This is a genomic window from Flavobacterium salilacus subsp. salilacus (assembly GCF_004634195.1).
Lineage (GTDB): Bacteria > Bacteroidota > Bacteroidia > Flavobacteriales > Flavobacteriaceae > Flavobacterium > Flavobacterium salilacus.
The window spans coordinates 1-25,112 of the sequence record NZ_SKBP01000003.1; the positions used below are offsets into that span (position 1 = coordinate 1).

Annotated in this window: 32 protein-coding genes; 6 read left to right on the forward strand and 26 right to left on the reverse strand. The window is 37.2% G+C overall.

Annotated elements, in window-relative coordinates; genetic code table 11:
• Positions 1-652 (forward strand): T9SS type B sorting domain-containing protein (locus tag E0W68_RS04675; RefSeq protein WP_135218257.1); only part of this gene is annotated, 652 nt, incomplete at its 5' end.
• Between the two features lie 135 nt (positions 653-787).
• On the opposite strand, the gene E0W68_RS04680 is transcribed toward E0W68_RS04675, so the two are convergent.
• Entirely contained in the window at positions 788-1,981 is a 1,194-nt protein-coding gene (locus E0W68_RS04680; protein ID WP_135218258.1) for a pyridoxal phosphate-dependent aminotransferase, read from the reverse strand.
• Between the two features lie 157 nt (positions 1,982-2,138).
• Positions 2,139-2,567, reverse strand: coding sequence for a DUF1573 domain-containing protein (locus tag E0W68_RS04685; protein ID WP_135218259.1), 429 nt, complete (start codon positions 2,565-2,567; stop codon positions 2,139-2,141).
• Between the two features lie 159 nt (positions 2,568-2,726).
• Here E0W68_RS04685 and E0W68_RS04690 point away from each other — a divergent pair, with 159 nt between their 5' ends.
• The gene (locus tag E0W68_RS04690) at positions 2,727-5,360 is read left to right on the forward strand and encodes a valine--tRNA ligase (protein ID WP_135218260.1); all 2,634 of its coding nucleotides are present in this window, start codon (positions 2,727-2,729) and stop codon (positions 5,358-5,360) included.
• Positions 5,361-5,433: 73 nt separating this feature from the next.
• Here the strand turns inward: E0W68_RS04690 and E0W68_RS04695 are convergent, their stop codons facing one another.
• The 8 genes from E0W68_RS04695 to rsfS all read right to left on the reverse strand — a co-directional run bounded on the left by E0W68_RS04695 (position 5,434) and on the right by rsfS (position 12,160).
• On the reverse strand, positions 5,434-6,519 hold the full coding sequence (locus E0W68_RS04695; protein ID WP_135218261.1) for an RHS repeat protein: 1,086 nt from the start codon (positions 6,517-6,519) through the stop codon (positions 5,434-5,436).
• A 109-nt stretch (positions 6,520-6,628) separates the two neighbouring features.
• On the reverse strand, positions 6,629-7,402 hold the full coding sequence (locus E0W68_RS04700; RefSeq protein WP_135218262.1) for a superoxide dismutase: 774 nt from the start codon (positions 7,400-7,402) through the stop codon (positions 6,629-6,631).
• Between the two features lie 8 nt (positions 7,403-7,410).
• Positions 7,411-7,674, reverse strand: a complete 264-nt coding sequence (locus E0W68_RS04705; RefSeq protein WP_135218263.1) for an acyl-CoA-binding protein — start codon at positions 7,672-7,674, stop codon at positions 7,411-7,413.
• Positions 7,675-8,328 (reverse strand): phosphatidylserine decarboxylase family protein, encoded by a 654-nt coding sequence (locus tag E0W68_RS04710; protein WP_135218264.1) that lies wholly within the window; start codon positions 8,326-8,328, stop codon positions 7,675-7,677.
• Positions 8,318-9,127: a phosphatidate cytidylyltransferase gene (locus E0W68_RS04715; protein WP_135218265.1), complete on the reverse strand. Its 810-nt coding sequence runs from the start codon at positions 9,125-9,127 to the stop codon at positions 8,318-8,320. The genes E0W68_RS04710 and E0W68_RS04715 overlap by 11 nt, the downstream gene beginning before the upstream one ends.
• Before the next feature lies 1 nt (position 9,128).
• Positions 9,129-9,731 (reverse strand): LUD domain-containing protein, encoded by a 603-nt coding sequence (locus E0W68_RS04720; RefSeq protein WP_135218266.1) that lies wholly within the window; start codon positions 9,729-9,731, stop codon positions 9,129-9,131.
• Positions 9,732-9,842: 111 nt separating this feature from the next.
• Positions 9,843-11,771, reverse strand: coding sequence for an ATP-dependent zinc metalloprotease FtsH (gene ftsH / locus E0W68_RS04725; RefSeq protein WP_135218267.1), 1,929 nt, complete (start codon positions 11,769-11,771; stop codon positions 9,843-9,845).
• 17 nt (positions 11,772-11,788) lie between these two features.
• Positions 11,789-12,160, reverse strand: coding sequence for a ribosome silencing factor (gene rsfS, locus E0W68_RS04730; protein ID WP_135218268.1), 372 nt, complete (start codon positions 12,158-12,160; stop codon positions 11,789-11,791).
• Positions 12,161-12,253: 93 nt separating this feature from the next.
• Between rsfS and E0W68_RS04735 the strand changes: the two genes are divergently transcribed.
• Positions 12,254-12,982, forward strand: coding sequence for a biotin--[acetyl-CoA-carboxylase] ligase (locus E0W68_RS04735; protein WP_135218269.1), 729 nt, complete (start codon positions 12,254-12,256; stop codon positions 12,980-12,982).
• A 7-nt stretch (positions 12,983-12,989) separates the two neighbouring features.
• On the opposite strand, the gene E0W68_RS04740 is transcribed toward E0W68_RS04735, so the two are convergent.
• The 4 genes from E0W68_RS04740 to pyrE form a co-directional block, all read right to left on the reverse strand.
• The gene (locus E0W68_RS04740; protein WP_135218270.1) at positions 12,990-13,688 is read right to left on the reverse strand and encodes a DUF4241 domain-containing protein; all 699 of its coding nucleotides are present in this window, start codon (positions 13,686-13,688) and stop codon (positions 12,990-12,992) included.
• 101 nt (positions 13,689-13,789) lie between these two features.
• Positions 13,790-14,314: a hypothetical protein gene (locus E0W68_RS04745; protein WP_135218271.1), complete on the reverse strand. Its 525-nt coding sequence runs from the start codon at positions 14,312-14,314 to the stop codon at positions 13,790-13,792.
• Between the two features lie 97 nt (positions 14,315-14,411).
• Positions 14,412-14,804, reverse strand: coding sequence for an SRPBCC family protein (locus E0W68_RS04750; protein WP_135218272.1), 393 nt, complete (start codon positions 14,802-14,804; stop codon positions 14,412-14,414).
• Between the two features lie 36 nt (positions 14,805-14,840).
• Positions 14,841-15,482, reverse strand: a complete 642-nt coding sequence (gene pyrE, locus E0W68_RS04755) for an orotate phosphoribosyltransferase (RefSeq protein WP_135218273.1) — start codon at positions 15,480-15,482, stop codon at positions 14,841-14,843.
• A 7-nt stretch (positions 15,483-15,489) separates the two neighbouring features.
• On the opposite strand from pyrE, the gene E0W68_RS04760 reads away from it, so the two are divergent.
• The gene (locus E0W68_RS04760; RefSeq protein ID WP_135218274.1) at positions 15,490-16,098 is read left to right on the forward strand and encodes an NUDIX hydrolase; all 609 of its coding nucleotides are present in this window, start codon (positions 15,490-15,492) and stop codon (positions 16,096-16,098) included.
• Here the strand turns inward: E0W68_RS04760 and E0W68_RS04765 are convergent.
• The 5 genes from E0W68_RS04765 to E0W68_RS04785 are packed head-to-tail and all read right to left on the reverse strand — an operon-like array spanning position 16,085 to position 18,820.
• The gene (locus E0W68_RS04765; RefSeq protein WP_135218275.1) at positions 16,085-16,795 is read right to left on the reverse strand and encodes a hypothetical protein; all 711 of its coding nucleotides are present in this window, start codon (positions 16,793-16,795) and stop codon (positions 16,085-16,087) included. The two genes, E0W68_RS04760 and E0W68_RS04765, sit on opposite strands and share 14 nt — an antisense overlap.
• Before the next feature lie 15 nt (positions 16,796-16,810).
• On the reverse strand, positions 16,811-17,266 hold the full coding sequence (gene coaD / locus E0W68_RS04770; protein ID WP_135218276.1) for a pantetheine-phosphate adenylyltransferase: 456 nt from the start codon (positions 17,264-17,266) through the stop codon (positions 16,811-16,813).
• Between the two features lies 1 nt (position 17,267).
• Positions 17,268-17,609 carry a DUF5615 family PIN-like protein gene (locus E0W68_RS04775; RefSeq protein WP_135218277.1) on the reverse strand — a complete coding sequence of 114 codons (342 nt, stop codon included), beginning with the start codon at positions 17,607-17,609 and terminating at the stop codon, positions 17,268-17,270.
• Complete coding sequence (locus tag E0W68_RS04780) at positions 17,606-17,830, reverse strand: DUF433 domain-containing protein (RefSeq protein ID WP_135218278.1); 225 nt, start codon at positions 17,828-17,830, stop codon at positions 17,606-17,608. Before E0W68_RS04780 ends, E0W68_RS04775 begins: the two co-directional genes overlap by 4 nt.
• A 12-nt stretch (positions 17,831-17,842) precedes the next feature.
• A complete protein-coding gene (locus E0W68_RS04785; RefSeq protein WP_135218279.1) occupies positions 17,843-18,820 on the reverse strand; it encodes a D-alanine--D-alanine ligase in 978 nt (325 codons plus the stop codon).
• A 103-nt stretch (positions 18,821-18,923) separates the two neighbouring features.
• Here E0W68_RS04785 and E0W68_RS04790 point away from each other — a divergent pair, with 103 nt between their 5' ends.
• Positions 18,924-19,562, forward strand: coding sequence for a PASTA domain-containing protein (locus E0W68_RS04790; protein WP_135218280.1), 639 nt, complete (start codon positions 18,924-18,926; stop codon positions 19,560-19,562).
• A complete protein-coding gene (locus E0W68_RS04795; RefSeq protein ID WP_135218281.1) occupies positions 19,562-20,605 on the forward strand; it encodes an RluA family pseudouridine synthase in 1,044 nt (347 codons plus the stop codon). The genes E0W68_RS04790 and E0W68_RS04795 overlap by 1 nt, the downstream gene beginning before the upstream one ends.
• On the opposite strand, the gene E0W68_RS04800 is transcribed toward E0W68_RS04795, so the two are convergent.
• The 7 genes from E0W68_RS04800 to E0W68_RS04830 all read right to left on the reverse strand — a co-directional run bounded on the left by E0W68_RS04800 (position 20,606) and on the right by E0W68_RS04830 (position 25,087).
• The gene (locus E0W68_RS04800; protein ID WP_135218282.1) at positions 20,606-20,986 is read right to left on the reverse strand and encodes a hypothetical protein; all 381 of its coding nucleotides are present in this window, start codon (positions 20,984-20,986) and stop codon (positions 20,606-20,608) included.
• Positions 20,987-21,135: 149 nt separating this feature from the next.
• Positions 21,136-21,666 carry a YceI family protein gene (locus E0W68_RS04805; protein WP_135218283.1) on the reverse strand — a complete coding sequence of 177 codons (531 nt, stop codon included), beginning with the start codon at positions 21,664-21,666 and terminating at the stop codon, positions 21,136-21,138.
• An 82-nt stretch (positions 21,667-21,748) separates the two neighbouring features.
• Complete coding sequence (locus E0W68_RS04810; protein WP_205435320.1) at positions 21,749-22,477, reverse strand: pirin family protein; 729 nt, start codon at positions 22,475-22,477, stop codon at positions 21,749-21,751.
• A 338-nt stretch (positions 22,478-22,815) separates the two neighbouring features.
• Entirely contained in the window at positions 22,816-23,403 is a 588-nt protein-coding gene (locus E0W68_RS04815) for a Crp/Fnr family transcriptional regulator (protein ID WP_205435317.1), read from the reverse strand.
• A gap of 195 nt (positions 23,404-23,598) precedes the next feature.
• Positions 23,599-23,970, reverse strand: coding sequence for a VOC family protein (locus tag E0W68_RS04820; RefSeq protein WP_135218285.1), 372 nt, complete (start codon positions 23,968-23,970; stop codon positions 23,599-23,601).
• A gap of 2 nt (positions 23,971-23,972) precedes the next feature.
• Positions 23,973-24,506, reverse strand: coding sequence for a DUF4199 domain-containing protein (locus E0W68_RS04825; protein ID WP_135218286.1), 534 nt, complete (start codon positions 24,504-24,506; stop codon positions 23,973-23,975).
• A 110-nt stretch (positions 24,507-24,616) separates the two neighbouring features.
• Positions 24,617-25,087, reverse strand: a complete 471-nt coding sequence (locus E0W68_RS04830) for a response regulator transcription factor (RefSeq protein WP_135218287.1) — start codon at positions 25,085-25,087, stop codon at positions 24,617-24,619.
• Between the last annotated feature and the right edge of the window lie 25 nt (positions 25,088-25,112).

Genomic DNA, 25,112 nt, shown 5'->3' on the forward strand with positions numbered 1-25,112 from the left:
AGAAGCCACCAATGCCGCAGGCTGTACCAGCTTCCCTATAGACCCGGTAACCGTAACACAAAGCGGACCCGCAAGCCAAGCACTTACAGCGTATGTAGTGAGCAATGCCTTTAGTGATAACCAAACGATTACCATCAGTACTGAAGGGTATGGTGAATATGAGTATCAATTGGATTATGGCCCATGGCAGGATAGTAATGTATTTACGAATGTAGCACCGGGATTGCATGAGGTACATATCAGAGATACAGGAGCATGTTCGGAGCATATTGTAACGATAACGGATGTGAGTATCATTGATTATCCAAGATTCTTTACTCCGAATGGAGACGGTTACAATGATTACTGGAACATTTATGGATTATCTAACCAGGGCGGTGCGGAGATATACATCTTTGACCGTTACGGCAAGCTGATCAAACAAATCAGTTCGCAAAGTGAAGGATGGGACGGTACCTACAACGGCAGTCCATTACCAGCAGATGACTACTGGTTTACGGTAACCTTCAATGAAGAGACAATCAGTATACAGCCATTGAGAGATGCAAGCGGAGCCATTGTGAATGACCCTGTAACCAATGAACCGATTATGGTGGAAGTACCCTTAGAGGTTACTCGAGAGTTTAAGGCGCACTTTGCAATGAAACGATAAACTTGTAATTCTATTTTAAATACCAAAAACAAAAACGGTTGCCAATTGGCAACCGTTTTTTTATTACATAAGGATGATACATAAAAAAGCCCAACCTAAAGTCGGGCTTTTTTAAAAATATGATTTAAAGGAAATTTATTTACTGTTATATTGTTTTATAGCTTCTTTTAAAATGGCTATAGATTGTATAAGGTCTTCTTTCTTTAGTACATAGGCTATCCGTATCTCGGTAGTACCTACGTTTGGCGAAGAGTAAAAACCTGCTGCGGGTGCTACCATTACAGTTTCGCCGTTAAATTCAAAGCTTTCGAGCAGCCATTGTGCGAATTTGTCAGCATCATCTACAGGTAATTTTGCTATGCAATAAAATGCTCCTTTTGGTGTAGCGACTTTAACGCCTTCTATTTCGCTGAGTCCTTTTATGAGGGTGTCGCGCCTGTCTTTATATTCTTTTATTACTTCATCAAAGTATTCTTTGGGAGTATCCAGTGCCGCTTCGCTTGCTATTTGTGCCAGCGTTGGAGGGCTTAGTCGTGCTTGTGCAAATTTCATGGCTGCAGACATTACTGCTTTGTTTTTTGAAACAATACAGCCTATTCTTGCTCCGCACATACTATAGCGTTTTGATACAGAGTCTATCATTATAGCGTGTTCTTCTATACCCGGTATATTCATGACAGAGTAGTGCCTGTCTCCATCATAAGTAAATTCGCGATACACTTCGTCAGCAATAAGGAAAAGGTCATGTTTTTTTACCAGTTCTGCCAGTTGCTGCATTTCTTCTTCTGTATATAAATAGCCTGTTGGATTACCGGGATTGCATATCAGTATTGCTTTTGTTTTGGGTGTTATCAGTTTTTCAAAATCGGCAATAGGGGGTAAGGCAAAGCCATTTTCAATAGTGGAAATAACCGGTACTACATTAACGCCTGAAGCTACTGAGAAGCCATTGTAATTAGCATAAAAAGGTTCGGGAATGATAATTTCATCGCCTGCATCCATAGTACTGCCCATTGCGAAAAGCAAAGCTTCAGAGCCTCCTGTGGTTATAATTATGTCCGCTTTATCAACCTGTATTTCGTGTTGCTGATAATAGTTTGCCAGTTTTTTTCTATAGCTTTCAAAGCCTGCTGAATGGCTATATTCAAGTATTTCGGGTATATTGTTTTTTACAGCATTAAGTGCTACTTCGGGTGTTTTAATGTCGGGTTGTCCGATGTTAAGGTGATAAACTTTTAAGCCTCTTTGTTTAGCTGCTTCTGAGAAAGGAACTAATTTTCGTATGGGTGATTCAGGCATTTGTTGCCCTTTTATGGATACTTTAGGCATAACGTAAAATTTTTATAAATGAGTTGGGCAAATTTGCAATAAATTTTACATATTTTATAATTTTTGCTTTATCAAATTTTATATAATTATACATATGTTGTTATAAATATAAAAAGCCCATGCTTAGCATGGGCTTTTTATATTGAGATGATTTTTATTATTGATTGGGTAACGCTTTTTTCTTTTCGAGAATGTTTACCGTTTCGGGAGATTTTACCTCTCCTTTTATTTTTACGGCTACTGTTCCGTTCTCATAGTTAACGGCGTTAGACATTATGGTTATCGTTTTTCTGATAGGACCGGGCTTCATGTTGTATTTAATCTCTATTTTACCTGTTTTTCCCGGCATAATAGGGTCTTTTGGTTTAGAGGGTATAGTACACCCGCATGTAGATTTTACATCTTTTATAATAAGCGGTTCATTACCGGTGTTGGTAAATTCAAATTCGCGTATGCCACTGTCTTCATCTTTATATACAGTTCCATAGTCAACAGTATCAGACTTAAATTCAATTTTTGGTCCCGTTTGTGCGTATGTAGCAGCACTGATTAGTATAGTAGCTATTAAACCTAAAATTTTTTTCATAACCTAAGTTTTTAATGTTCATGTAAAAATACTCTCTTTAATTTAAAGTGCAAATATTACTTGTGCTTTTTTTTAAATTCTACTTATATAGTTACTTTTGCATACGTTAGAACAAAAATTACACCACGATTTTTGGAATACATTATAGATTAACTGATTATGACAATTCCATCGCAATTTGATGCCAAAGTGGCAGAACAGAAATGGTATGACTACTGGATGAAAAATAATTATTTTCATTCAGAGCCCGACCAAAGACAGCCTTATACTATAGTAATACCGCCACCTAATGTAACCGGAGTATTGCACATGGGGCATATGCTTAATAATACCATACAGGATGTACTGATTCGCCGTGCGCGCCTGAAAGGATTTAATGCCTGCTGGGTGCCGGGTACTGACCATGCCTCGATAGCAACCGAAGCAAAAGTTGTTGCTAAACTGAAAGCGGAGGGAATCAACAAAAATGATCTTACCCGTGAGGAATTTTTAAAGCATGCTTGGGAGTGGACTGATAAATATGGCGGAGTAATACTGGAACAGCTTAAAAAACTGGGCGCATCGTGCGACTGGGAGCGTACTAAGTTTACTATGGATGATGACATGAGCGCATCGGTAATCCGTTCGTTTGTAGATTTATATAATAAAGGTTTGATATACCGAGGTTACCGAATGGTAAACTGGGATCCTGAAGCGAAAACTACGTTATCTGATGAAGAGGTTAATTATGAAGAGCGTCAGGGAAAACTGTATTATTTACGATATAAAATTGAAGGTAGTGAAGATTACCTTACTATAGCCACAACGCGCCCCGAAACGATATTGGGTGATACCGCCATTTGTGTAAACCCTAATGATGAGCGTTACAGCCACCTGAAAGGTAAAAAAGCCATTGTACCTATAGTTAATCGTAGTATCCCGATTATATTTGATGAATATGTGGATATGGAGTTTGGTACAGGTTGTCTTAAAGTAACTCCTGCGCATGATGTTAATGATAAAGAGCTTGGCGAAAGGCATAATCTTGAAATTATAGACATTTTTAATGACGATGCTACGCTGAATAGTTTTGGGTTACATTATGAGGGTAAAGACCGCTTTACAGTTCGTGATGAGATAGCCAAAGAGCTTGAGGCTGCCGGGCATATGGAGAAAGTTGAAACCCATATTAATAAGGTAGGGACATCTGAAAGGACTAAGGCGGTTATAGAGCCACGACTTTCTGACCAGTGGTTTTTGAAAATGGAGGATCTTGCCAAGCCGGCTATTAAAGCGGTTTTGGAAACAGAGGAAGTAAAACTGTACCCTAAGCGTTTTGATAATACCTATCGTCATTGGATGGAGAATATTCGGGACTGGAATATATCGCGCCAGTTATGGTGGGGGCAACAGATACCAGCCTACTACTATGGTGAGGGTAAGGAAGATTTTATAGTTGCCGAAACGAAAGAGCAGGCACTGGAATTGGCTAAGGCTAAAACAGGAAATAATGCACTTACTGTTGAAAACTTAAAACAAGACCCTGATGCATTAGACACTTGGTTTTCGTCTTGGTTATGGCCTATGGCTGTTTTTGGTGGTATAATGAACCCTGATAACGAAGAGTTTAAATATTATTATCCTACTAACGACTTGGTTACAGGTCCTGATATTCTTTTCTTTTGGGTGGCACGAATGATTGTTGCCGGATATGAATATACGGGAGAAAAGCCTTTTAATAATGTGTATCTAACAGGATTGGTGCGTGATAAACAACGCCGTAAAATGTCGAAATCATTAGGCAATTCACCCGATCCGCTTGACCTGATTGAAAAATTTGGTGCCGATGGTGTTCGTGTAGGGTTATTGCTTAGTGCATCGGCAGGTAATGATATTATGTTTGATGAAGAGCTTTGTAATCAGGGTAAAGCCTTTTCCAACAAAATATGGAATGCGTTTCGCCTGATAAAAGGGTGGGAGGTAAGCGATACAGAGCAGCCCGACCACAGCAGGAAAGCTGTAGCGTGGTATGAAGCTAAGTTGCAAAAAACACTTGCCGAGATTGAAGACCATTTCGAAAAATACAGAATATCCGACGCCCTGATGGCAATATATAAACTGGTATGGGATGATTTTTGCTCGTGGTTCCTGGAGATGATTAAGCCTGCATACCAAGCTCCTATAGACAGGGTTACTTATAATAAAGCTATCGAGATGCTGGAAAATAACCTGAAACTGTTGCATCCGTTTATGCCATTCCTTACTGAGGAGATATGGCAGTATATTACTGAAAGGAAGCCGGAAGATGCGCTTATCGTATCGGAATGGCCGGAACTTAAAGCTGTTGATAATGATATTATAGCAGGTTTTGATGTTGCCGCCGAGGTAATTTCGGGTATCAGAACGATACGTAAGGATAAAAATATTCCGTTTAAAGATGCTATATCGCTTAAAGTGGTAAATAATGATAATACATCAGATTATTTTGATACTGTAATAATCAAATTAGGCAATATAGATACCCTTGAATATGTAAGCGATGCTGTAAACGGTGCGCTAACGTTTAGGGTAAAATCTAACGAATACTTTGTTCCTGTAGCGGGTGCTATAAATGTAGAAGAGGAAATAGCAAAGCTAACCGAAGAGTTGAATTATAATAAAGGTTTCCTGAAATCGGTACAGGCAAAACTGAGTAATGAGAAGTTTGTAAATAGCGCACCTGAAAAGGTGGTAGCCATGGAAAAGCAAAAAGAAGCTGATGCATTGGCTAAAATAGCGACTATAGAACAAAGTTTAGCTGCTCTTGCTAATTAGGAAGATAAAACGAATTATACATAAAAAAAGGGCTGCCATTGGCAGCCCTTTTTTTATGTATAATTCGTTTAAATCAGTTATAATAAGTTATCTCTCTTTTTTCAATAAATTTATTTTCACCATTTATAATAATTATTTTTTCTGTCCAGTTACCCTTATCGTCATAAGTATATATATATGTTCGGGTATCTACAGCATTTTCGGTACTGTCTGTCATAATTAATTTTTCCAGAAGTCCCTTTTCATTATAGGTATAACTCACTTTCATATAAAGTTCATTATTTTTTTCTACACTTAGTGCTGTTTTGTTGCCTTTATCATCATACATAAAACGTTCAATAGTTTGAGTATTATCAAAGTTATCTATAGTGGTTTTTATTTCAAGCTCACCTTTTGGGTTATAGCTCATTTTTTCCATATATTCTATTTCTCCGTTTCCGTTGGTAACTTTTTTAACAATTAGCTTATCATTGTTATATTCATATTCCGTGGTATATATTATGTTGGAGTCTTTATCATATCGGGATTCTGCTACTTTTTGATTCTTATTGTTGTATTTATAGAGGTTTTTTATCTGTATAAATTCAGTACCCAAATAAAGGTTTTCCCCAGTAAGATTTCCGTTTTTGTCATATACATAGGATATCTTGTCTATAGGATTGTTTTGCCGGTTGTAGGTTGTTTTTTCTGCAAGTTTTCCTTTTTTATATTCCATCGCTTTACGATCAATCTGGCTATTGTCAGGATTTCTTCGCGTAATGGCGGTATTATGTTTTCCTGTTTCATCCCAAGAAAATTCGGTTTTAATACCCGGATTGTTATTTACATATTGTATTTGTTCCAATTTTTGCTCCCTCCCGTTATAGGTAATTTCCTCATACGGTCCGCCCTGTGCATTTAGTTTTTTTTCCAGTATCAGCATACCTTCTTCATTAAAAGTAAGCTCAGTATCATGATCTGTAGGATTTTCATGCTTTACTCTTCCCGGTTCGAGATTATTATTTATTAGCTCGTTCGATTTTGTAAAAACAGATTTTACGCTGCCTTCCAGTTTATAGAAAGCCCAGTCTGTAGTAGTTCTGTCAAGTGGCTTTACTCCTTTATCATTACAGGCAGTCAGTAATAATACAATTGCAGCAAACGGATATATGTACTTCATTTTAAATTATAGTTAAGTATTTCAAAAATCTGCTTTTTTTTTCAAACGGACAATAGTATATAAAAGAAAATCCGCCATGGAGGCGGATTATTCTCTATTCTTGATTATACTATTTAGCTATGGCAGCATCATATTTTTTACCCACAGCTTCCCAGTTTATTACATTATAAAAAGCTTCAATATATTCAGGTCTTCTGTTTTGGTAGTTCAGGTAGTATGCATGTTCCCATACATCAAGAGCAAGTACGGGCTTGCCTGCTATACCTGTATTTGGCATCAATGGGTTATCCTGGTTAGGCGTATCGCCTATTGCCAGCTTTCCTGTTTTATCAACAACAAGCCATGCCCAGCCCGAACCAAACTGTTTTGCGGCAGCATCAGAAAACTGGTTTTTAAAGTTTTCAAACGAACCAAAATCTTTGTTTATAGCCTCTGCAAGCGCGCCCTTAGGCTCTCCGCCACCGTTGGGGCTCATAACTTCCCAGAAAAGGGTATGGTTATAATAACCGCCACCATTATTCCTTACGGCTGTATTGTTCATATCAAGCCCTTGCAGTATTTCTTCGATGGTTTTGTTCTCAAGGTCAGTACCTTTTATGGCGCTGTTCAACTTATTAGTATAGCCAAGGTAGTGCTTAGAGTAGTGCAGTTCCATAGTTTTAGCGTCAACATGCGGTGCAAGAGCATCATACGCATAGCCTAATTTAGCTATCTGAAACGTGCCTTCGTCAGCTTTTACATCATCAGGATTACCCATTGCAGGAGCTTCTTCCTGTGGTGTTTCGGGTACTTCAACCACTTCTTTCAAATTATCTTTTTCTTTACATGATTGTAACGACGCTATTATTACTAACGCTGAAAGGAAAACTTTTACTTTTTTCATAATTACATTTATTTAATTACCGAGTTAATAGTTTCTATATATAATTTCTTTGCTTCGTCTGCCGATAAGTGTTTTACCTGCATCCAGGCATTCATTTTAAAACCGTCTCTCAGGTCAAAAGTTTGAAATTGCCGTAACTGTTCTTTTCCTTGTGTTGCCTGCTTATAGTAGGCATATATCCTTAACATAACATCGGGCGGTAATGCCTCGGTCATATTGGATGCTTTTTCATAAGCCTCCAGAAAAAGGGTATCAAGATCCTTCTCCTGCATCTATTCTTTTATTGCTATTATTGTTTTTCCTCCTATGGCTTTATCGTTCAGGTTTACCTTTATAGCTGTACCGAGAGGTAAAAACAAATCTACACGCGAACCGAATTTTATAAACCCCGCATCCGTTCCCTGTATTACCTGCATATCTTTTTTAGCATAGTTTACAATACGCCTTGCCAATGCTCCGGCAATTTGGCGGTACAGTATTTCACCAAAAAAGTGATTTTCTATTACCACTGTAGTACGCTCGTTTTCTTCGCTCGCCTTCGGGTGCCATGCCACGAGGTATTTACCCGGATGGTATTTGCTGAACTTTATAAGCCCACCGATAGGATAACGTGTTACATGGACATTGATAGGCGACATAAATATAGATACCTGTAACCTCTTGTCTTTAAAATACTCAGGTTCAAATACTTCTTCTATAACTACAACTTTACCATCTACAGGCGCTATTACATGGTGGTCGGCTATGGTTACCACACGTTTTGGGTTTCTGAAAAACTGCAATACCAGTATCAGGAATATAAATGCAGCAACTTGTATTGTTTTTAACAGCCATATATTTGTGATATACTTATCTGCCAGTATTACGGCTACTAAAGTTACTGCTAAGGTAGCAATAATGATTTTGGCTCCTTCTTTATGAAACATAATTTATGATTTGATAATACAAAAATAAGAAAGGTATTGCAAATATGATGCTATCCAACCTATCTAATATTCCGCCGTGTCCCGGCATTATATTGCCGCTGTCTTTTACTCCGGCAATTCTTTTAAATTGTGACTCTACTAAATCGCCCAAACTCCCGAAAATTACGAGTATTACAGCCGTTCCCATCCATACTATTGGCGATAAAAACAGGTAGTACCGGCTAATGATATAGCTTGCAATAATGGTAAATATTAAACCGCCCGCAAAGCCTTCTATAGTTTTTTTAGGCGATATACGTTCGTAAAGTTTATGTTTACCCAGTGTTTTACCCACAATATAGGCAAAGGTATCATTTGTCCACATTAAAATAAACATTCCTGTTATTATATACGGATTATATTTCCCCTCTATGAACGGAAGTTTTATAATGAGTAAAAAAGGAATAATTACATAGCCTGTAATAACTGCAAGTTTACCCCTTTTATCTCGCTGTGCGGGAGTGCCTTTTTTAAAAAGAGATACCAGCAGCGGAACTAAAATAAATATAGATGCAGCAACGAGCAATATGTTATTAAGAGGTTCATTATTGATGAGATAGCCAAAAATAAAAAAGCCTGTTACTGCCATGCCTATAGGCGCAATAACGTTAAGTTTTACTAAACGGCAAAACTCTGTTACGGCAATAATTAAAAAAATACCGAATAATATTTCAAAACTAACAGGCGAGTAGAGGGTAGCCGCTAAAAGCAGTATAATATATATAATGCCCGAAAGTGCCCTAACGATGCTTTCATTCATGTTACAGGTCTTCTAACAGCAGGAGGTAAAGATTTTTTGCAGAGCTTCCATAGTGCAGGAAATCTTCTTCTTTTGCTTTTTCAAAATATTTAATAGTAGTGATGTTAGTAGGATATTCTTTACTGTACTTATTTTTTATTACCCTGAGCCCATCACTTTTAGTAGTTACAATTTGGCTGGTAGTGGCAAATATTACAATGTTTGCAGGCAATTCGTTGGGTTTGTTTTGTTTTATTTGATTGGATGATAAGAGTACCGATCCTTCATCGGCTATTAGGTTTTCGCATCCTGCTAATATAAATTTAGGTTCTTTAGGATTGTCATACGTCAATTTGTTTTCATCCAAAAGGCTAAATAGTTTTGGGTCATAGCACAAAGCCTCGCATTCAAACCAATCATTCTCTTCGAGTATGTTTAAAAACTGCTCATGAACCTCTGACAGACCATCGCAATAAAGAAATTTACCGCCATTTTTTTTGAAATTTGATGTAAACATCTCATCAGCAGGTAATTGTTCTTTAGGGAGAAAAGGACTGGATTCCAAATTTTTTTCTTCATTTGTAACATCATTCGCACCGCCAAAAATTTTTTTGAAAAGACTCATATACTATAAAATTCCCTTTATTTATTCAGAAGTAACCCAAAGATAAAAAAATCTTAATTCAATCATGTGATTGAATTAAGATTTTTATAAATTTTTATGTTATAATTAGTCTTAAACTTCTGTAATGACCTCTGCTTCTGTACTATCGAAAGGACGTTTTCCAAAAATTACTTCAAGGTCATCTTTAAATATAACTTCTTTCTCTATCAATATATCAGCAAGCTTAATCAGTTTGTCTTTATTTTCTCCTAATATGGTGATGGCTCTTTGATATTGCGTTTCTATTAAAGTAGATATTTCCTCATCAATAGTCCTTGCTGTTTCTTCAGAGTAAGGTTTAGAAAAATTATACTCAGTTTGTCCGCTGGAATCATAGTAGGTTATGTTACCCAGCTTGTCATTAAGCCCATAAATGGTAACCATAGCGCGCGCCTGTTTAGTAACCTTTTCTAAGTCGCTCAATGCCCCTGTAGATATTTTATCAAATATAACCTTCTCGGCAGCACGTCCTCCCATAGTAGCGCACATTTCGTCAAGCATCTGTTCAGGTCGCACTATAAGGCGTTCTTCTGGTAAGTACCATGCTGCGCCAAGGCTTTGCCCACGCGGCACTATTGTTACTTTTACCAAAGGGTGAGCGTGTTCCAGCATCCAGCTAATGGTGGCATGACCTGCTTCGTGTATGGCAATGGCTCTTTTTTCCTCTTTAGATATAATTTTGTTTTTCTTTTCAAGACCACCTACAATCCTATCTACCGCATCAAGAAAATCTTGTTTATCTACTGCTTTTTTATCTTTTCGGGCAGCAATAAGTGCAGCCTCGTTACATACGTTAGCTATATCAGCGCCCGAAAAACCGGGAGTTTGTTTCGCTAAGAAATCAGTATCAAGGCCTTCCGATTTTTTAAGAGGTTTTAAATGTACTTCAAAAATCTCTTTTCGTTCACGGATGTCCGGCAGGTCAACATAAATTTGTCTGTCAAAACGTCCTGCACGCATTAATGCTTTATCCAGTACATCTGCACGATTAGTTGCGGCAAGTACTATAACATTTGTATTTGTACCAAAACCATCCATCTCGGTAAGTAACTGGTTCAGTGTATTTTCACGCTCATCGTTAGAGCCGGAGAAGTTGTTTTTACCTCTGGCACGACCTACGGCATCAATTTCATCAATAAATATAATAGCAGGTGATTTTTCTTTAGCTTGCTTAAACAAGTCACGCACTCTGGATGCACCTACACCTACAAACATCTCTACAAAGTCAGAACCTGATAGTGAGAAGAAAGGTACTTTGGCTTCGCCCGCTACTGCTTTTGCCAGTAAGGTTTTTCCTGTTCCCGGAGGTCCTACAAGTAGTGCTCCTTTCGGTATTTTACCACCTATATTGGTATATTTTTCAGGATTTCGCAGGAACTCTACAATTTCCTGTATCTCCTCTTTAGCTCCTTCAAGTCCTGCAACATCTTTAAAGGTAACTTTGATATCATTTTTCTCGTCAAACAGTTTTGCTTTTGATTTACCGATATTAAAAATTTGTCCGCCACCTCCGGCAGCACCTCCGCCAGACATACGGCGCATCATAAATATCCATAATGCCACAAGTATAAGTATGGGCAGCAACGTTAGTAAAACATCGCCCCACATACTTTCCGGCTCAGGGTTATAATCATTTATTTTACCTGCCTGCAAAGCTTCGTCCAGTTTTTTCTGGAAAAGTTCAGAGTTACCGATTTCAAGGGTATAATGCGGACCTTTTTTATTAGGCTTATCAAAAATATCTTTACTTACTTTTTCGTGCTCTTTTTTGGTAAGAGCCTCTTCTTTAAGAAATACTTTGGCTGTAGATTTATTAAAAACTACTTTATCTACCTCATTGTCGTCCATAAATTTATAAAATTTAGACAATGATGTAGGTTTAGGGTCGTTCCACGTAGTGCCGCCTCCAAAAAAGTTTATAGCAAGGAATATTACTAATATTCCTCCATAAATAAGCCATGGGCTTACACGGGTTTTATTGGGTTTATTATCTTTTGACATGAATAGTTATATGCTTGTTAATAGTTGTTTCCTATAGATGTAATTCTTGCATCACCCCACAGGCTTTCTATATTGTAGTATTCTCTTACGTGTTTCTGGAAAACATGAACCACAATGTTCACATAATCCATAAGTACCCACTCGCCGTTATCTGTACCTTCTACATGCCACGGCTTGTCTTTTAATTCTTTTGAAACTGTTTTTTGAATGGAATGAACAATCGCGTTCACTTGTGTATTAGAAGTACCGTTACAAATTACAAAATAGTCGCAAACGGTGTTATCAATAGCTCTTAAATCCAGAATATCTATATCATTTCCTTTTACCTCTTCTATGCCCTTGATGATATTCGTTAGCAAATCATCGTTACTTATACTTTTTTTCGCCATTTAAAAAATTTATATATATCGCAAAGTTATCATTTTTTGTATTTACTTTTGAACCTTAATGCAAGTTTAAAAGGTTATTCCTTATTATTTTTAATGAATATAATCAAACTCAGTGCCATTCATTCTACCAACGACTATTTAAAAGAGTTATCCGCTATGCGGCACGTGGATAACTTTACTATTGCAATAGCAGAACACCAAACGCAGGGCAAGGGACAAATGGGCACCCGATGGGAAGCAGAGCACGGTAAAAACTTAACCTTTAGCGTATTGGTGAAAGATTTACTGCTTGAAATAAACGCTATTTTTTATCTTAATGCCGCAGTAGCCGTTAGTATTGTTGAGACGCTCGAAAAATTTAATATGCCCGGACTGGCTATAAAATGGCCTAACGACATTTTGGCAGGCAATAAAAAGCTGGGCGGCATACTTATAGAAAATAACATTAGGAGTAATGGCGAAATACACTCGGTAGTAGGTATAGGCATTAATGTAAACCAAACTGAATTTGAAGGGTTGCCTAAAGCAACATCATTAGCTTTAATTGCTGCAAAGGAGTTTGATAAAAACGATGTAATGATTGCCGTTGCCGAAAACCTGAAGCGAAACCTGTCGCTATTATTACATAAAGATACTGATGCCATATGGGATAAATACTTGCTAAAGTTGTATAAAAAAAATGTTCCTATGACTTTTGAAAGAGAAGGCATGAGGTTTATGGGTATAATAAAAGGGGTGTCTAAAAGTGGCAGCCTTGAGGTGCAACTGGAAGACGATAGTATTGCCCATTATAAAGTAAAAGAAGTACAATTATTATACTAAGATGGATTTATAAGTCTTGTTCCTCCTCCTCATCTTCAAACTCGTTAATAAGAAAATCAATCACAAGTTCTACAATATCACCATTTTCATTTAATCCCCAGTAGGCAGGGTAGTAGCCATCGCCCCAACCGGAGGAAAACATTATGGCATTATTATCAGAATCTTTATTAGGGCGGTGGTCGTTCCAGTCGCCTAAAGCTCTGGAAAATTTATTTTTCCCTGAATATTCGCTAAACTCATCGGCAAGAACCGCATCATAGTAATTAGCCTCAGGATCTTTTTCCTGTAGTTCGTCTATTTTTGCAATCAACTCTTTATTAGTTTCTTCGTCAAGAAAACAAGCTAACCCCGATTCTACAGGGAAACCGTAAAATTCATCTTCATTAAGTTCTTTTATTTCTTTGGCTGTAATATCATCAGTAAGTGCGAGTATCCATTTAGCAGCCGTTTCAGGTCTGAATTTTATTTTAGCATACGCTATTCTGTGGTGTAATGCATCAATTTCGGACACGTAAATAAAAACAGGATATTTGTCAGGCTCTACTGTATGGGCAAAAGGTCTTTGCTCTACCGTAAAAAATGGATCGGCAACAATAATTTTACCTGTGGGGAGGTTTACATCGCCTATATGAATTTCAATAAGTTCCTGATCATTCATTTCGTCATTAAGTTCGAATTGAATTTCGTAGTCTTTTATATTTTTCATAGCCTAACGTATTTAGTTTAAATCTAACTGTACTAAAGTACAAAATGTTTAACCGGATAAAGTAATACTGCAATATTTTTTACTGAAACAGGGAGTTGCTCTTAATCTTCGGTAAAAGAGGGATCGACACTTACAGGTATTTTTAATGCAGGGCTTAATGTGGGTATTATTTTTCGCATGGTAGCTATATCGTTACCGGTGGGGTCTATAAAATACCATTTGGCACCGTTATCCATAGATACGGCTATAAGTACGGCATTGGCAGTAACTGTTCCGTTATCTACTTTCATGTCAATCATTTGTGGCAGTGTGCATTGCAGTTGTCCTTCATATTGTATTATTTCTGAAGGTGCGCCATAGCTTACATTTTTAAAAGACACCCCTTCTGATTTTATCTGATCAAAACTGCGGGCTATTTCGCTTATCATTTTTTCTTTACCTCCCATCATTATAACAATGGTAGGATGGGTAAACTCTGCAAAAGCATCATATTCTGCACTTACGAATGCTTTTCCCATTTTATCGGCTTCCTGTAAAATTACGGTATCCATATCCCCGTTTGCAGGTTGTCCTTTTGCAGCAGGCATAACTAACAGAATTATAAATAATAAAAGTATTCTTTTCATAGTATTGATAGTATTATCTGTAATTTGCCTAAAAGTAACAAAAAAGCCTTTAAATATTTATATTTAAAGGCCTTTATCTGTATAATTTATACTTTTTTTATAATTTATGCATGTTATTGGCTAAGGTTTCTATAAACTTGCTTATAGGTCCTTTTACCATCATAGCCATCATGGCATTAAACTCACCTTCAAAAAATAATTGTACTTCGCTCGAAGTATCGGATAGTGCATTTATATCACCCGTAAGGGTAAAAGGAAGTTTGTCGCTGGCAGCTCCTAATACTATTTTGTTATGAGGTGTTTTGTCTTTCATTTTCAGTTTTATCTCCGGCATTCCTTTAAGACCAAAAATAAAAGAGTCATCGCCTGTAACTTCAAACTTTGCAGTATTTTCGGGCATCAATTTTTCAAAATTCTTTACATCAGATAACGATTCGAAAATGTATTGTGCCGATTTTTCAACCGTAACCTTTGGACTTTGTAAATTCATAATATTGTTGTGTTAGTTATTTAGTACCATTTATGTTTATTGTCCCCACTCCGATGGGTTTTTACGCCATTCTTTCAGCGTTTCCTGTTCTTCTTGGGTAATATAATTTTTGGCAACGGCGAGTTGCAGTAAAGTATCATAATTGCCCAAGGTATTTAGGGTAATATCAGCGTTTTTAAAATTCTCGACAGATACATCAAAACCATAGGTAAATATAGCAACCATGCCTTTTACATTAGCTCCCGCAGCTTTAAGCGCTTCTACAGCTTGCAGACTACTGTTTCCGGTACTTATAAGGTCTTCTACCACCACTACATTTTGACCTTCTTCCAAGTAGCCTTCTACTTGGTTTTGACGACCGTGTTTTTTAGCCTCCGGGCGCACATATACAAACGGCAGCCCCATAAAATCGGCTACCAGCATGCCTATGCCTATAGCCCCTGTAGCCACTCCTGCAATTACATCGGGTTTTCCGTATAATTGTTCTATATTACGAGAAAACTCTTCACGAATGTAGTTTCTTACTTCTGGAAATGAAAGGGTTATCCTGTTATCACAATATATGGGCGATTTCCATCCGGAAGCCCATGTAAAAGGATTTTTGGGATTTAATTTAATTGCGTTTATTTGCAAAAGCAATTCGGCTGTTTTTTCGGCTGTAGCTGTGTTAAAAATCATATTACAAATGTATAAAGTTTTTGTAAACGATAAACCTCTTTTTTTAACAAATAAGGTGGAGAAGGAAACCGATTTTCAGTTGTTTTTACTGGAAAGCGTAGATATAGAGCAGCTTATCGTGAAGATGTTTAATAATAAAGTAAACAAAGCTTTTTTATACTACCCTGACGAAAAAGAGATATTAAAAAAGATGAAAGAAAAACTGCCTGTTGCCAAAGCGGGAGGCGGTTTTGTATATAATGATAACGGCGAAGTACTTTTTATTTTCAGGAACGGTAAATGGGATTTACCCAAAGGAGGTACGGAACGTGGCGAAGAAATAGAGGAGACGGCGATACGTGAAGTAGAGGAGGAAACAGGGGTTAAAAACTTAAGAATTGTAAAAAAATTACCGAAAACATATCACGTTTTTAAACGCAATGGGCAATATAAACTAAAAATTACCTATTGGTTTGAAATGAAAACGTCCTATAAAGGCAAGTTGCAAGGACAGGTAAATGAAGGTATTGAAAAAGTGGAATGGCTAAATCCTGAGCAGGTAAAAGTGGCTCTTACCAATTCATACGAAAACATAAAACTACTTTTTGAAGATATGGTATTGGTTAAGGAAGAATAACAGGGCCTAATTTTACTAACCACAACCAGAATCCTAATGCACAGCCAACAATACCCGAGCATATAAAAGTGAGTCTTTTATTTTTCGGGATAAGGTAAAACGTAATCCATAGTAATAGTATAGCTCCTATAGTTGCCGTTATTAAACCGATAGTTGGCTTAGGCAGCTCTAAAAACATTGAAAGTCGTGGTTCGTCACCTCTTGTAGAAAACTTTTTACCTAAAAGAACTGAAGTTATTGAAACCAAAAAGTTTAATACCTGCCTTGCCCAGAAAAAAGCTAATATTACTAATACCCAATCTATAAATTTTAAACCTTCGAGTTTTATTTTTTTTCTCCGATAAAATAATAGCACAAGCCCTAAAGTTCCTGTAATTATGGTTTGTACAGGGCCTGCAAGCGTGATTAAAAAATATTTTTGTTGCATGCCTGTAAACCAATTTGTAAAACGCTCCTTTTCGGGCGATGATTCTTTTGAAACTATCTTTTTTTTATTATTATCATAGAATGCTTCCATTTCTGCCTGTTCGGCAGACTCTCCATAACTTACCGAACCATAATGTAATGTAGGATTAAAACCAAAATATTTAGCGGCAACATAATGCCCCATTTCATGGGTTTGGGTTCCTGCTATTGTAGCAAGAACAAACCCTAAGAAGAGATAAATAGAAAGACGCGGTTTAAATGAAAACTCCATACTGATTTTATGGAATTATTTTACCCTTACAGAATCCGGAACAAGAATAGTATAATCGCCACCATTGCGTAAAACATCACGCACTATACTCGAACTGATGTAGGATGTTCTTGCTGCTGTAAGCAGGAATACTGTTTCTATTTTCGACAGCTCCCTGTTGGTATGGGCAATAGCTTTTTCAAACTCAAAGTCAGCAGGGTTACGCAGCCCGCGCAGTATAAATCCGGCACCTACTTTCCTGCACAAGTCTATTGTTAATCCCTCATAGGTTATTACCTCTACTTTTGTTTCGCCCTTAAACGCTTCTTCTATAAAACGCTTTCGCTCTTCTATCGGGAACATATATTTTTTCTCTGCATTAACCCCAATGGCTACAATTACTTTGTCAAAAAGGCTTATTCCTCTTTTTATAATATCGTAATGCCCAAGGGTGATGGGGTCGAATGATCCGGGAAATACAGCTATTTTCATATTACTTTATTTCAAGACAAGCATAATCGGTATATTCAACTTTGCTTATAAAGTCCTTTATTATTACTGCTTTGTCATTTATCAAATTTGCCAAAAACTCAGTAGTTGTGTTACCCAGTCGTAACCAAATTATTTTAGGAGGATGCCCTTTAATATTACTGAAATCGAAAAAATCAGAATCGAAGGTTATAATCGTATAATCATTTATTCTTGCAAATTCCCAAATTTCAACATCTGTCGCGTTCTCTAATTGTAATTGACGAACCTGCTTTGCTTCGGGAAAGGCTATATTTATTTTAGAAATTATCCTGAACGAAATATTTTGGTCGAAAAGCAATTTCACGATGCAATACTTATTTTATGCTCTTTATCTGCGGCATAAGCAAAACAAGCCTTAATTTGATTTTTATTCAATTCAGGAAAATCCTCAAGCACTTCATCAGTAGTCATACCATTGGCGAACCAACTCAAAACATCATATACAGAAATTCGTGTACCAATAATTATTGGTTTGCCAAACCTTACACTCGAATCTATAGCTATATATTCCTTATAGTTAATCATATAGCAAATATATCAATTATTATTTAAAGCCTGTTCTATGGCATTGCCAAAAAGTTCAGGCAGCGTTATCCCCGCTGCACGTGCTTGTTGTGGTAGTATGCTTTCGGTAGTAAGTCCGGGTACGGTATTTAATTCTAAAAGATGTGGCTCATCTTCCACAATAATAAACTCACTACGCGAAAATCCTTCCATTTTCAATATTTCATAAATGCGCTTGGCAATAGCAGCTATCTTTTCCGTCATTTCATCTGATATGCGTGCAGGGGTAATTTCCTGCGACTTACCCAAATATTTAGCATCATAATCAAAAAATTCGTTTTCAGACACAATTTCAGTTATTGGCAGTACGGTAACTTTACCTTTATAGTTTATAACGCCTACCGATACCTCTGTACCGTCAAGAAAACTCTCTATCAATATCTCACTATCTTCTTTAAAAGCCTTCGCTATCGCCGGCATAAACTCCTCCTTTGTCTTTACTTTAGAGATACCAAAACTTGACCCTGATTTATTAGGTTTTACAAAACAGGGTAAACCTACTTTATTGAGTATAGCTTCCTGATTAATAGCGTCACCTGTATTAATATAATGAGAAACCGCTGTTTTTATACCATAAGGTTTTAAAACCGATAGTAGGTCACGTTTGTTAAACGTTAGTGCTGCCTGATAATAATTGCATGAGGTATGAGGCATACCCAACAGTTCAAAATAAGCCTGAATAAGCCCGTCTTCGCCCGGTGTACCGTGTATGGCATTAAAAACTACATCGAATGTTATTACAGGACCATCATAATTTACCGAAAAATCGTGTCTGTTTATAGGATACTCATTTTCATCATCGTCCACCATAACCCATTTGTCTTTCAGGATGTGTACCCTATAGGGGTTATATTTCGATTTATCCAGACTACGGTACACTACGTCTCCGCTTAGTAAGGATATTTGGTATTCGCTGGAATACCCGCCCATTATAATGGCAACATTTTTCATTGGCTATCGTTAAATAATACAATATTAGTTAACACAAAAATATCATTATTTATTCAAAGTTATAAGTTTGGTATAATTTATATCTTTGCCAAAACTACATTACATGAGCCTTAAAAATTTTGTGACCAGCAAAACCTTTGCTATACAACTTGCCATTGCGTTGGGTATTATTATAATAACGGTATATGCAGCACTGAAATGGTTGCAAAATACCACCAATCATGGGCAGGAAATACCTGTGCCAAATCTCGCTAAAATGTCGGTGGAAAAAGCAGGGCAGTCGCTCGAAGCCATAAACCTGCAATATGTAGTACTCGATACTATGGATTTTAATAAAGACTATCCGCCTTATAGTATAGTGCAACAGGATCCGCTGCCTAATGTAAATGTAAAAGAAAACCGAAAAATATACCTTAAAGTAAATGCCGGAGGGTATAACGACATACGCTTGCCCGATTTAATACAAAAAACCTACAGACAGGTTGTGCCTAACTTAAAGTCAGCAGGCTTACAGGAAGGTAAAAAAACATATAAACCCTATCTTGCTAAAGACGTTGTACTGGAAATGTGGCAAAATGGCAAAAAACTGAAAGCAGGCGATATGGTAAAAAAAGCCTCCAAAATAGATTTGGTATTGGGCGACGGAAAAACAGGCTATGAAGAAGATTCTGAAATGGAAGATTCTGATATAGAAGAAACAGATGTTAATGGAGCAGACGAAGAAGAAAATAAAACAAATTAATGAGTAATCCCGATATAGAAAACGATTTACAAGAAGAAGAATTATACGAACATCACCGTTTTGAAGCCGGTAAAGGGCAGTCGCCCCTGCGTGTTGATAAATTTTTGATGAACCTGGTAGAGAATGCTACCCGTAATAAAATACAACAGGCTGCTACGGCAGGGAATATTTATGTAAATGATATTCCTGTAAAATCGAACCACAAGGTTAAAGCTAATGATGTGGTGCGTGTGCTGTTGTCACACCCGCCCTACGAACATTTATTAGAGGGAGAGAACATTCCTATTGATATTGTATATGAAGACGACCAACTACTGGTAGTTAATAAAGAGGCAGGTATGGTGGTACATCCCGGGCATGGCAACTACTCGGGTACGCTGGTAAATGCACTTGCCTATCATTTTGATAATTTACCGCTTAACAGTAGTGAAAGACCGGGACTGGTACACCGAATTGATAAAGACACCTCCGGTTTACTGGTTATTGCCAAAACCGAACTGGCTATGGCATACCTTACCAAACAGTTTGCCGATAAAACATCTGAAAGGGAATATGTGGCATTAGTATGGGGTAATGTAGAAGAGGAAGAAGGTACTGTAGAAGGACACATAGGGCGACACCCTAAAGACAGGATGCAAAACACGGTATATCCTGATGGTAACGAGGGTAAACCTGCTGTAACGCACTACAAAGTACTGGAGCGTTTGGGCTATGTTACGCTGGTTTCCTGTAAGCTGGAAACGGGACGTACCCACCAGATACGGGTACACATGAAATATATAGGGCATACCCTGTTTAACGATGCCCGCTATGGCGGAGATAAAATACTGAAAGGTACTACGTTTACCAAGTACAAACAGTTTATAGACAACTGCTTTAAAACATTGCCAAGACAGGCACTACACGCCAAAACATTAGGTTTTGAACACCCTGTAACGAAAGAGTTTATGCGTTTTGATACCGAACTGCCACAGGATATGGTAGATTGTATTGAAAAATGGCGCACCTACTCGCAATCAAGAGATTTGGAGGGGGAGGAGTAGTTAAAAGTCATTTTTATACTTTTGGTAATTATCATTGTTTTTCCAAAAAGCATAGCATTTTTTCATTTCTTCAATTTCAAAACTTTCATCTGCTTTATACTCTTGCCATGTTTTATCGCCATAAAGTTGGGCACATAGTTTATAAAATCCATCGCCTTGTTCTCGGTCAGGTCCTTTATGAATTATTAGAGAACTTAATAACGGTCGACCTCTTTCAAATTCGTGATATGAAATTTCACCAAGTAATTCTCCTATTAACTCTCTATCAAGTGGGTTTTTAAAATTTAAGTTGAGTTGTAATTGCTCGTTTAGTTGCGAATAGCTCCAAGGAGTTTTTAATCTAGCTAATTCTATTAGCTCTGTGCGTATTTCTTTTTCCATAAGTTCAGTAAATTAAATTAGTTAAGTTAAATTTAATAAAAATAATTAATATTTAGATTATTTTCTTTTTTTTAGAATTAGATTAATTTAAGCATAAAAAAACCTGCCTTACTTTTGTAAGACAGGTTTTTTATATATAAAACAATTATTTATGCTTTTGCAAACTGTAATTCAATATGTAGTTTTACCTCTTCACCTACAAGTACACCGCCAGTTTCTAAGGCAGCATTCCAGGTAAGCCCAAAGTCTTTACGGTTTATTTTTCCTGTAGCCGATAACCCTGCTTTTACATTACCCCAAGGATCTTTTGCCGTACCGCCAAATTCTACATCAAGGGTTATGGATTTTGTAGTTCCGCTAATGGTAAGATCCCCCGTAAGGGTATAATCGTCACCACTTTTTTGTGTAAAAGCTGTTGAGGTAAATGTTATTTCAGGATGTTGTTCTCCGTCAAAGAAATCACCGCTTTTCAAATGCTTGTCTCTGTCGGCACTACCTGTATCTATCGAATCAATCTCCGCGCTGAAATCAAATTTTGCATTCTCGAAGTTATCACCTTCCGTTACTGCTGTAGCGTCAAATTTTTTAAAACTACCGGATAGGTTAGTAAACATCATGTGCTTTACTTTAAAAATAATTTCTGAATGTGTTGGGTCTATTACCCATTTTGTTGTACTCATAATTTTTTGTTTATTTAAGATTAATAGTATTTAAGAATTAAGAAAGTTGTTATAACTCTGTTCGTAATTCGTAATTTACAATTTATAATTGTCGTAATGCCATAGGTACTTCCATAAGCAGTATTTCGGCATCCTGAGAATCAGCTTTTAGCGTTATGGAGTCAGTATCCCATATACCCAGCCCATCACGGCGGTTTAGTGCAATGTTGCCAATAGTAAAGTCGCCTTCCAGTACAAAAGCATACACACCGTTACCTTCTTTTTTAATTTTATATTCGGTAGTTACCCCTTTATCAAATTTACCCATATGGAACCATGCATCCTGGTGTATCCATACACCTTCATCATCAGGGTTAGGCGACAGCACTTGTTGCAGCTTGTTGTGCCTCTCGGCTTCATTAAGTGTTATCTGGTCATAACGAGGCGCTACATTACGTTTTTTAGGAAACACCCATATCTGTAAAAACTTGGTCAGCTTGTCAGTATTACGGTTGTATTCGCTATGCTGAATACCGGTACCCGCACTCATAACCTGTATATCACCTTTTTTTATTACAGTGTTAGTACCCATATTATCTTTATGTTCCAAATCGCCTTCTAAGGGAATAGAGATAATTTCCATATTATCATGAGGGTGTGTGCCAAAACCCATTCCTGCATCTACACGGTCGTCATTCAATACCCTAAGTACACCAAAGTGCATTCTGTCAGGATTATGATAACTGGCAAAACTGAATGTATGATGAGAATCAAGCCACCCGTGATTGGCATGACCTCTGGTTTCGGCTTTGTGCAAAACTGTATTTTCCATAATTAAAGATTTAGCATTAGGTAAATGATTGTAGCCAATGGGTTCGAGTGGCTGTATCTCGTCGATGTCGTTTTTAAGGGCATTGCCCACAGCCGCCGAAGTAATGAACATTCCTGTGCCCATAAGTCCTTTTTTTATAAAATCTTTTCTGTCCATGGTAGTGGTTGTTTTAAGATTACAGTACAAATTTCGCACTTTTAAAAAGCCTGTACATTGAACTGGGACAAGAAAAAAGCCCCTAACCCCAAAGGGGAAATTATAAGGCAGTTAACGGTTTACAGTTTACAGTTAGCAAGTTATTAAACTAATGGCTACTTTCTATTCGCTTTTACCTTTTATTAACTTTTTGCTAATTTTGTTCGGACTTTACTTAAAAATTCGGCAGAAATACCTAAGTAGGAGGCAATATAGTGTTGTGCTACGCGCTGAGGCAGCGTAGGGTAGTGTTCTAAAAATTCCAGATACTTATCGGTAGCTGATTTTGATATGGTATTAAAAAGCCTTTTTTGGGTAACGGTTAAGTGCCGTTGCAACAGGATACGGAAGGCATGCTCAAAGCGGGGTGCTTTCGCAAAAAGTTCTTCTTTAGTTTCGGGGGTAAAAACCAGAAAGTCGCAGTCTTCCAGCGTTTCTATAAAAATGGCACTGGGTTCATCTTCATATATACTGAATGATATATCGCTTACCCATGCATCCTCTATTGCAAATTGTATGATTACTTCGAGTCCGTTTTCGTCAATGTAATATTTGCGTACACAGCCTTTTACCACAAAGGCTTCAAAGTTGCACATCTCGCCTTCGTGCAGCATTATGGTTTTTTTGGGTACGGTTTTGTATTCCAACAGCGAGTTTAATATATCAAGCTCTTCTTTAGTAAAAGAAACATAGCGGCTTATACTCTCGTTAATTTGGGAATACATATCCATAACAGCAAGGCTTTATGGCAAATATAATAAAATGAGGATAATAAAAAAGGAGCCATCTCAAAAGTGTCATTCTGACAAAGGAAGAATCTCTTATTTATCAAATTATTGAGATTCTTCACTACATTACATTTCGTTCAGAATGAAAAAAATGCTTATTCAGCGACTTTTGAGACAACTCCTTAGTATGAACTACTTTTATTTATGCGGCTCACTTTCATTAACGGGCTCCCAAAGCTCTATTTTATTTCCCTCAGGGTCATACACCCAGGCAAACTTTCCGTAAGATTCGTTCATGCGTTTTTCATCCGCTTTTACGCCATCTGTAATCAACTTTTCCATCAATCCGTCAAGATCTTCCACCCGCAGGTTCAGCATAAATTGCTGGTTGCTGCCAAAATAGTCGGTATCTTCTTTGAAAGGAGAAAAAACGGTTGGTCCTGCTTCCTGTTCCCATATATACCCGGTTTGCATAGAGTTGATGCCAAAATGCTTTTCGTACCATTGTGCCAGTGCACTGTTATCTTTAGAGCGGAAGAAAAACCCGCCTATGCCTGTTACTTTTCCCATAATTATGCTATTTGCGGTGTTTGTGGTTTACGTTTTAATATCGCAGCGGCTATTAATGATATTACAATGCCTAATGGTAAAATTTCAGTATAGGTTATTAATCCGGCAAGCAATGGATTATTATCATAAAGCTCTTTATATCCATCTATGGTAGCCATTTCTGTAGCTATTTTTTCTTGGGACAATCCTTCGGCTACTAAATTAGCCTGATGCATTTCGGCATACTTACCCCAAAAATTGTCGAGAATAAAATAGTACTCTACAAGCCATACCGCTACATAAATAGAGGAGGCTATAAGGCTAATGTATAACCCAATCAGAAATGCTTTTTTAAAAGATACCGCTCCGCCGTTATACTTATCTCTGTAGTTTTTTATGGCAACAAAAGTGAGCGAAAAGGCAAGTATCATGGAAGCAAACCCATATATCATGCCTTTTTCCATGTCTATCGTATCAGGATTAATTGTACCGATAACGAAACCTATCGTACTGATAAAACCGGCAATGACGCCAAATGTCCATACATTTTTTTTCATGATGTTTTTTGTTTTAATGTTTGTTGGGCAAAGTTGTATATAATCTGCCTTTTAGCACTCATCCTTTTGGGTGATTTACTAATCAATAAGGAGTTTTTAGTACTTTAGTACTATGCAATAAGTTTGAGTTGTCTTGCTTTTTCTACCGCTTGTGTACGTCGTTTCACCTCCAGTTTTTCATAGAGTTTAGACGAGTGGGTTTTGATAGTGTTGAGTGATATAAACAACTTTTCGGCAATTTCGGCATTGCTCATGCCTTTTGCCATTAGTTCCAGTACTTCCATTTCGCGGGTACTTAGGTTTAGTTCTGTTAGAGCTGTTTGATTCAGTATAAATTCTTTTTCAGGTTGCAGATAGATTGTTTTTTCTACTATGATGGTCTCTTTTTTAGGTTTGGCTATTTTCAGGGCAATCCAAATGCCCAGAATAGTAAATATAAGTGCTATGGCTCCGTTATAAACATCCTGCGTATGGCTTAGTATTAAAAAACGAAGTTCCAGCCAGCGCATTAATAGAAGCAGTACTGCCAGGGAGCAACCGTATAGTATGACAAGTTTATATTTAAAAAAAGCCCTAAACATTTTTAAAGTGTTTAGGGCAAAGATA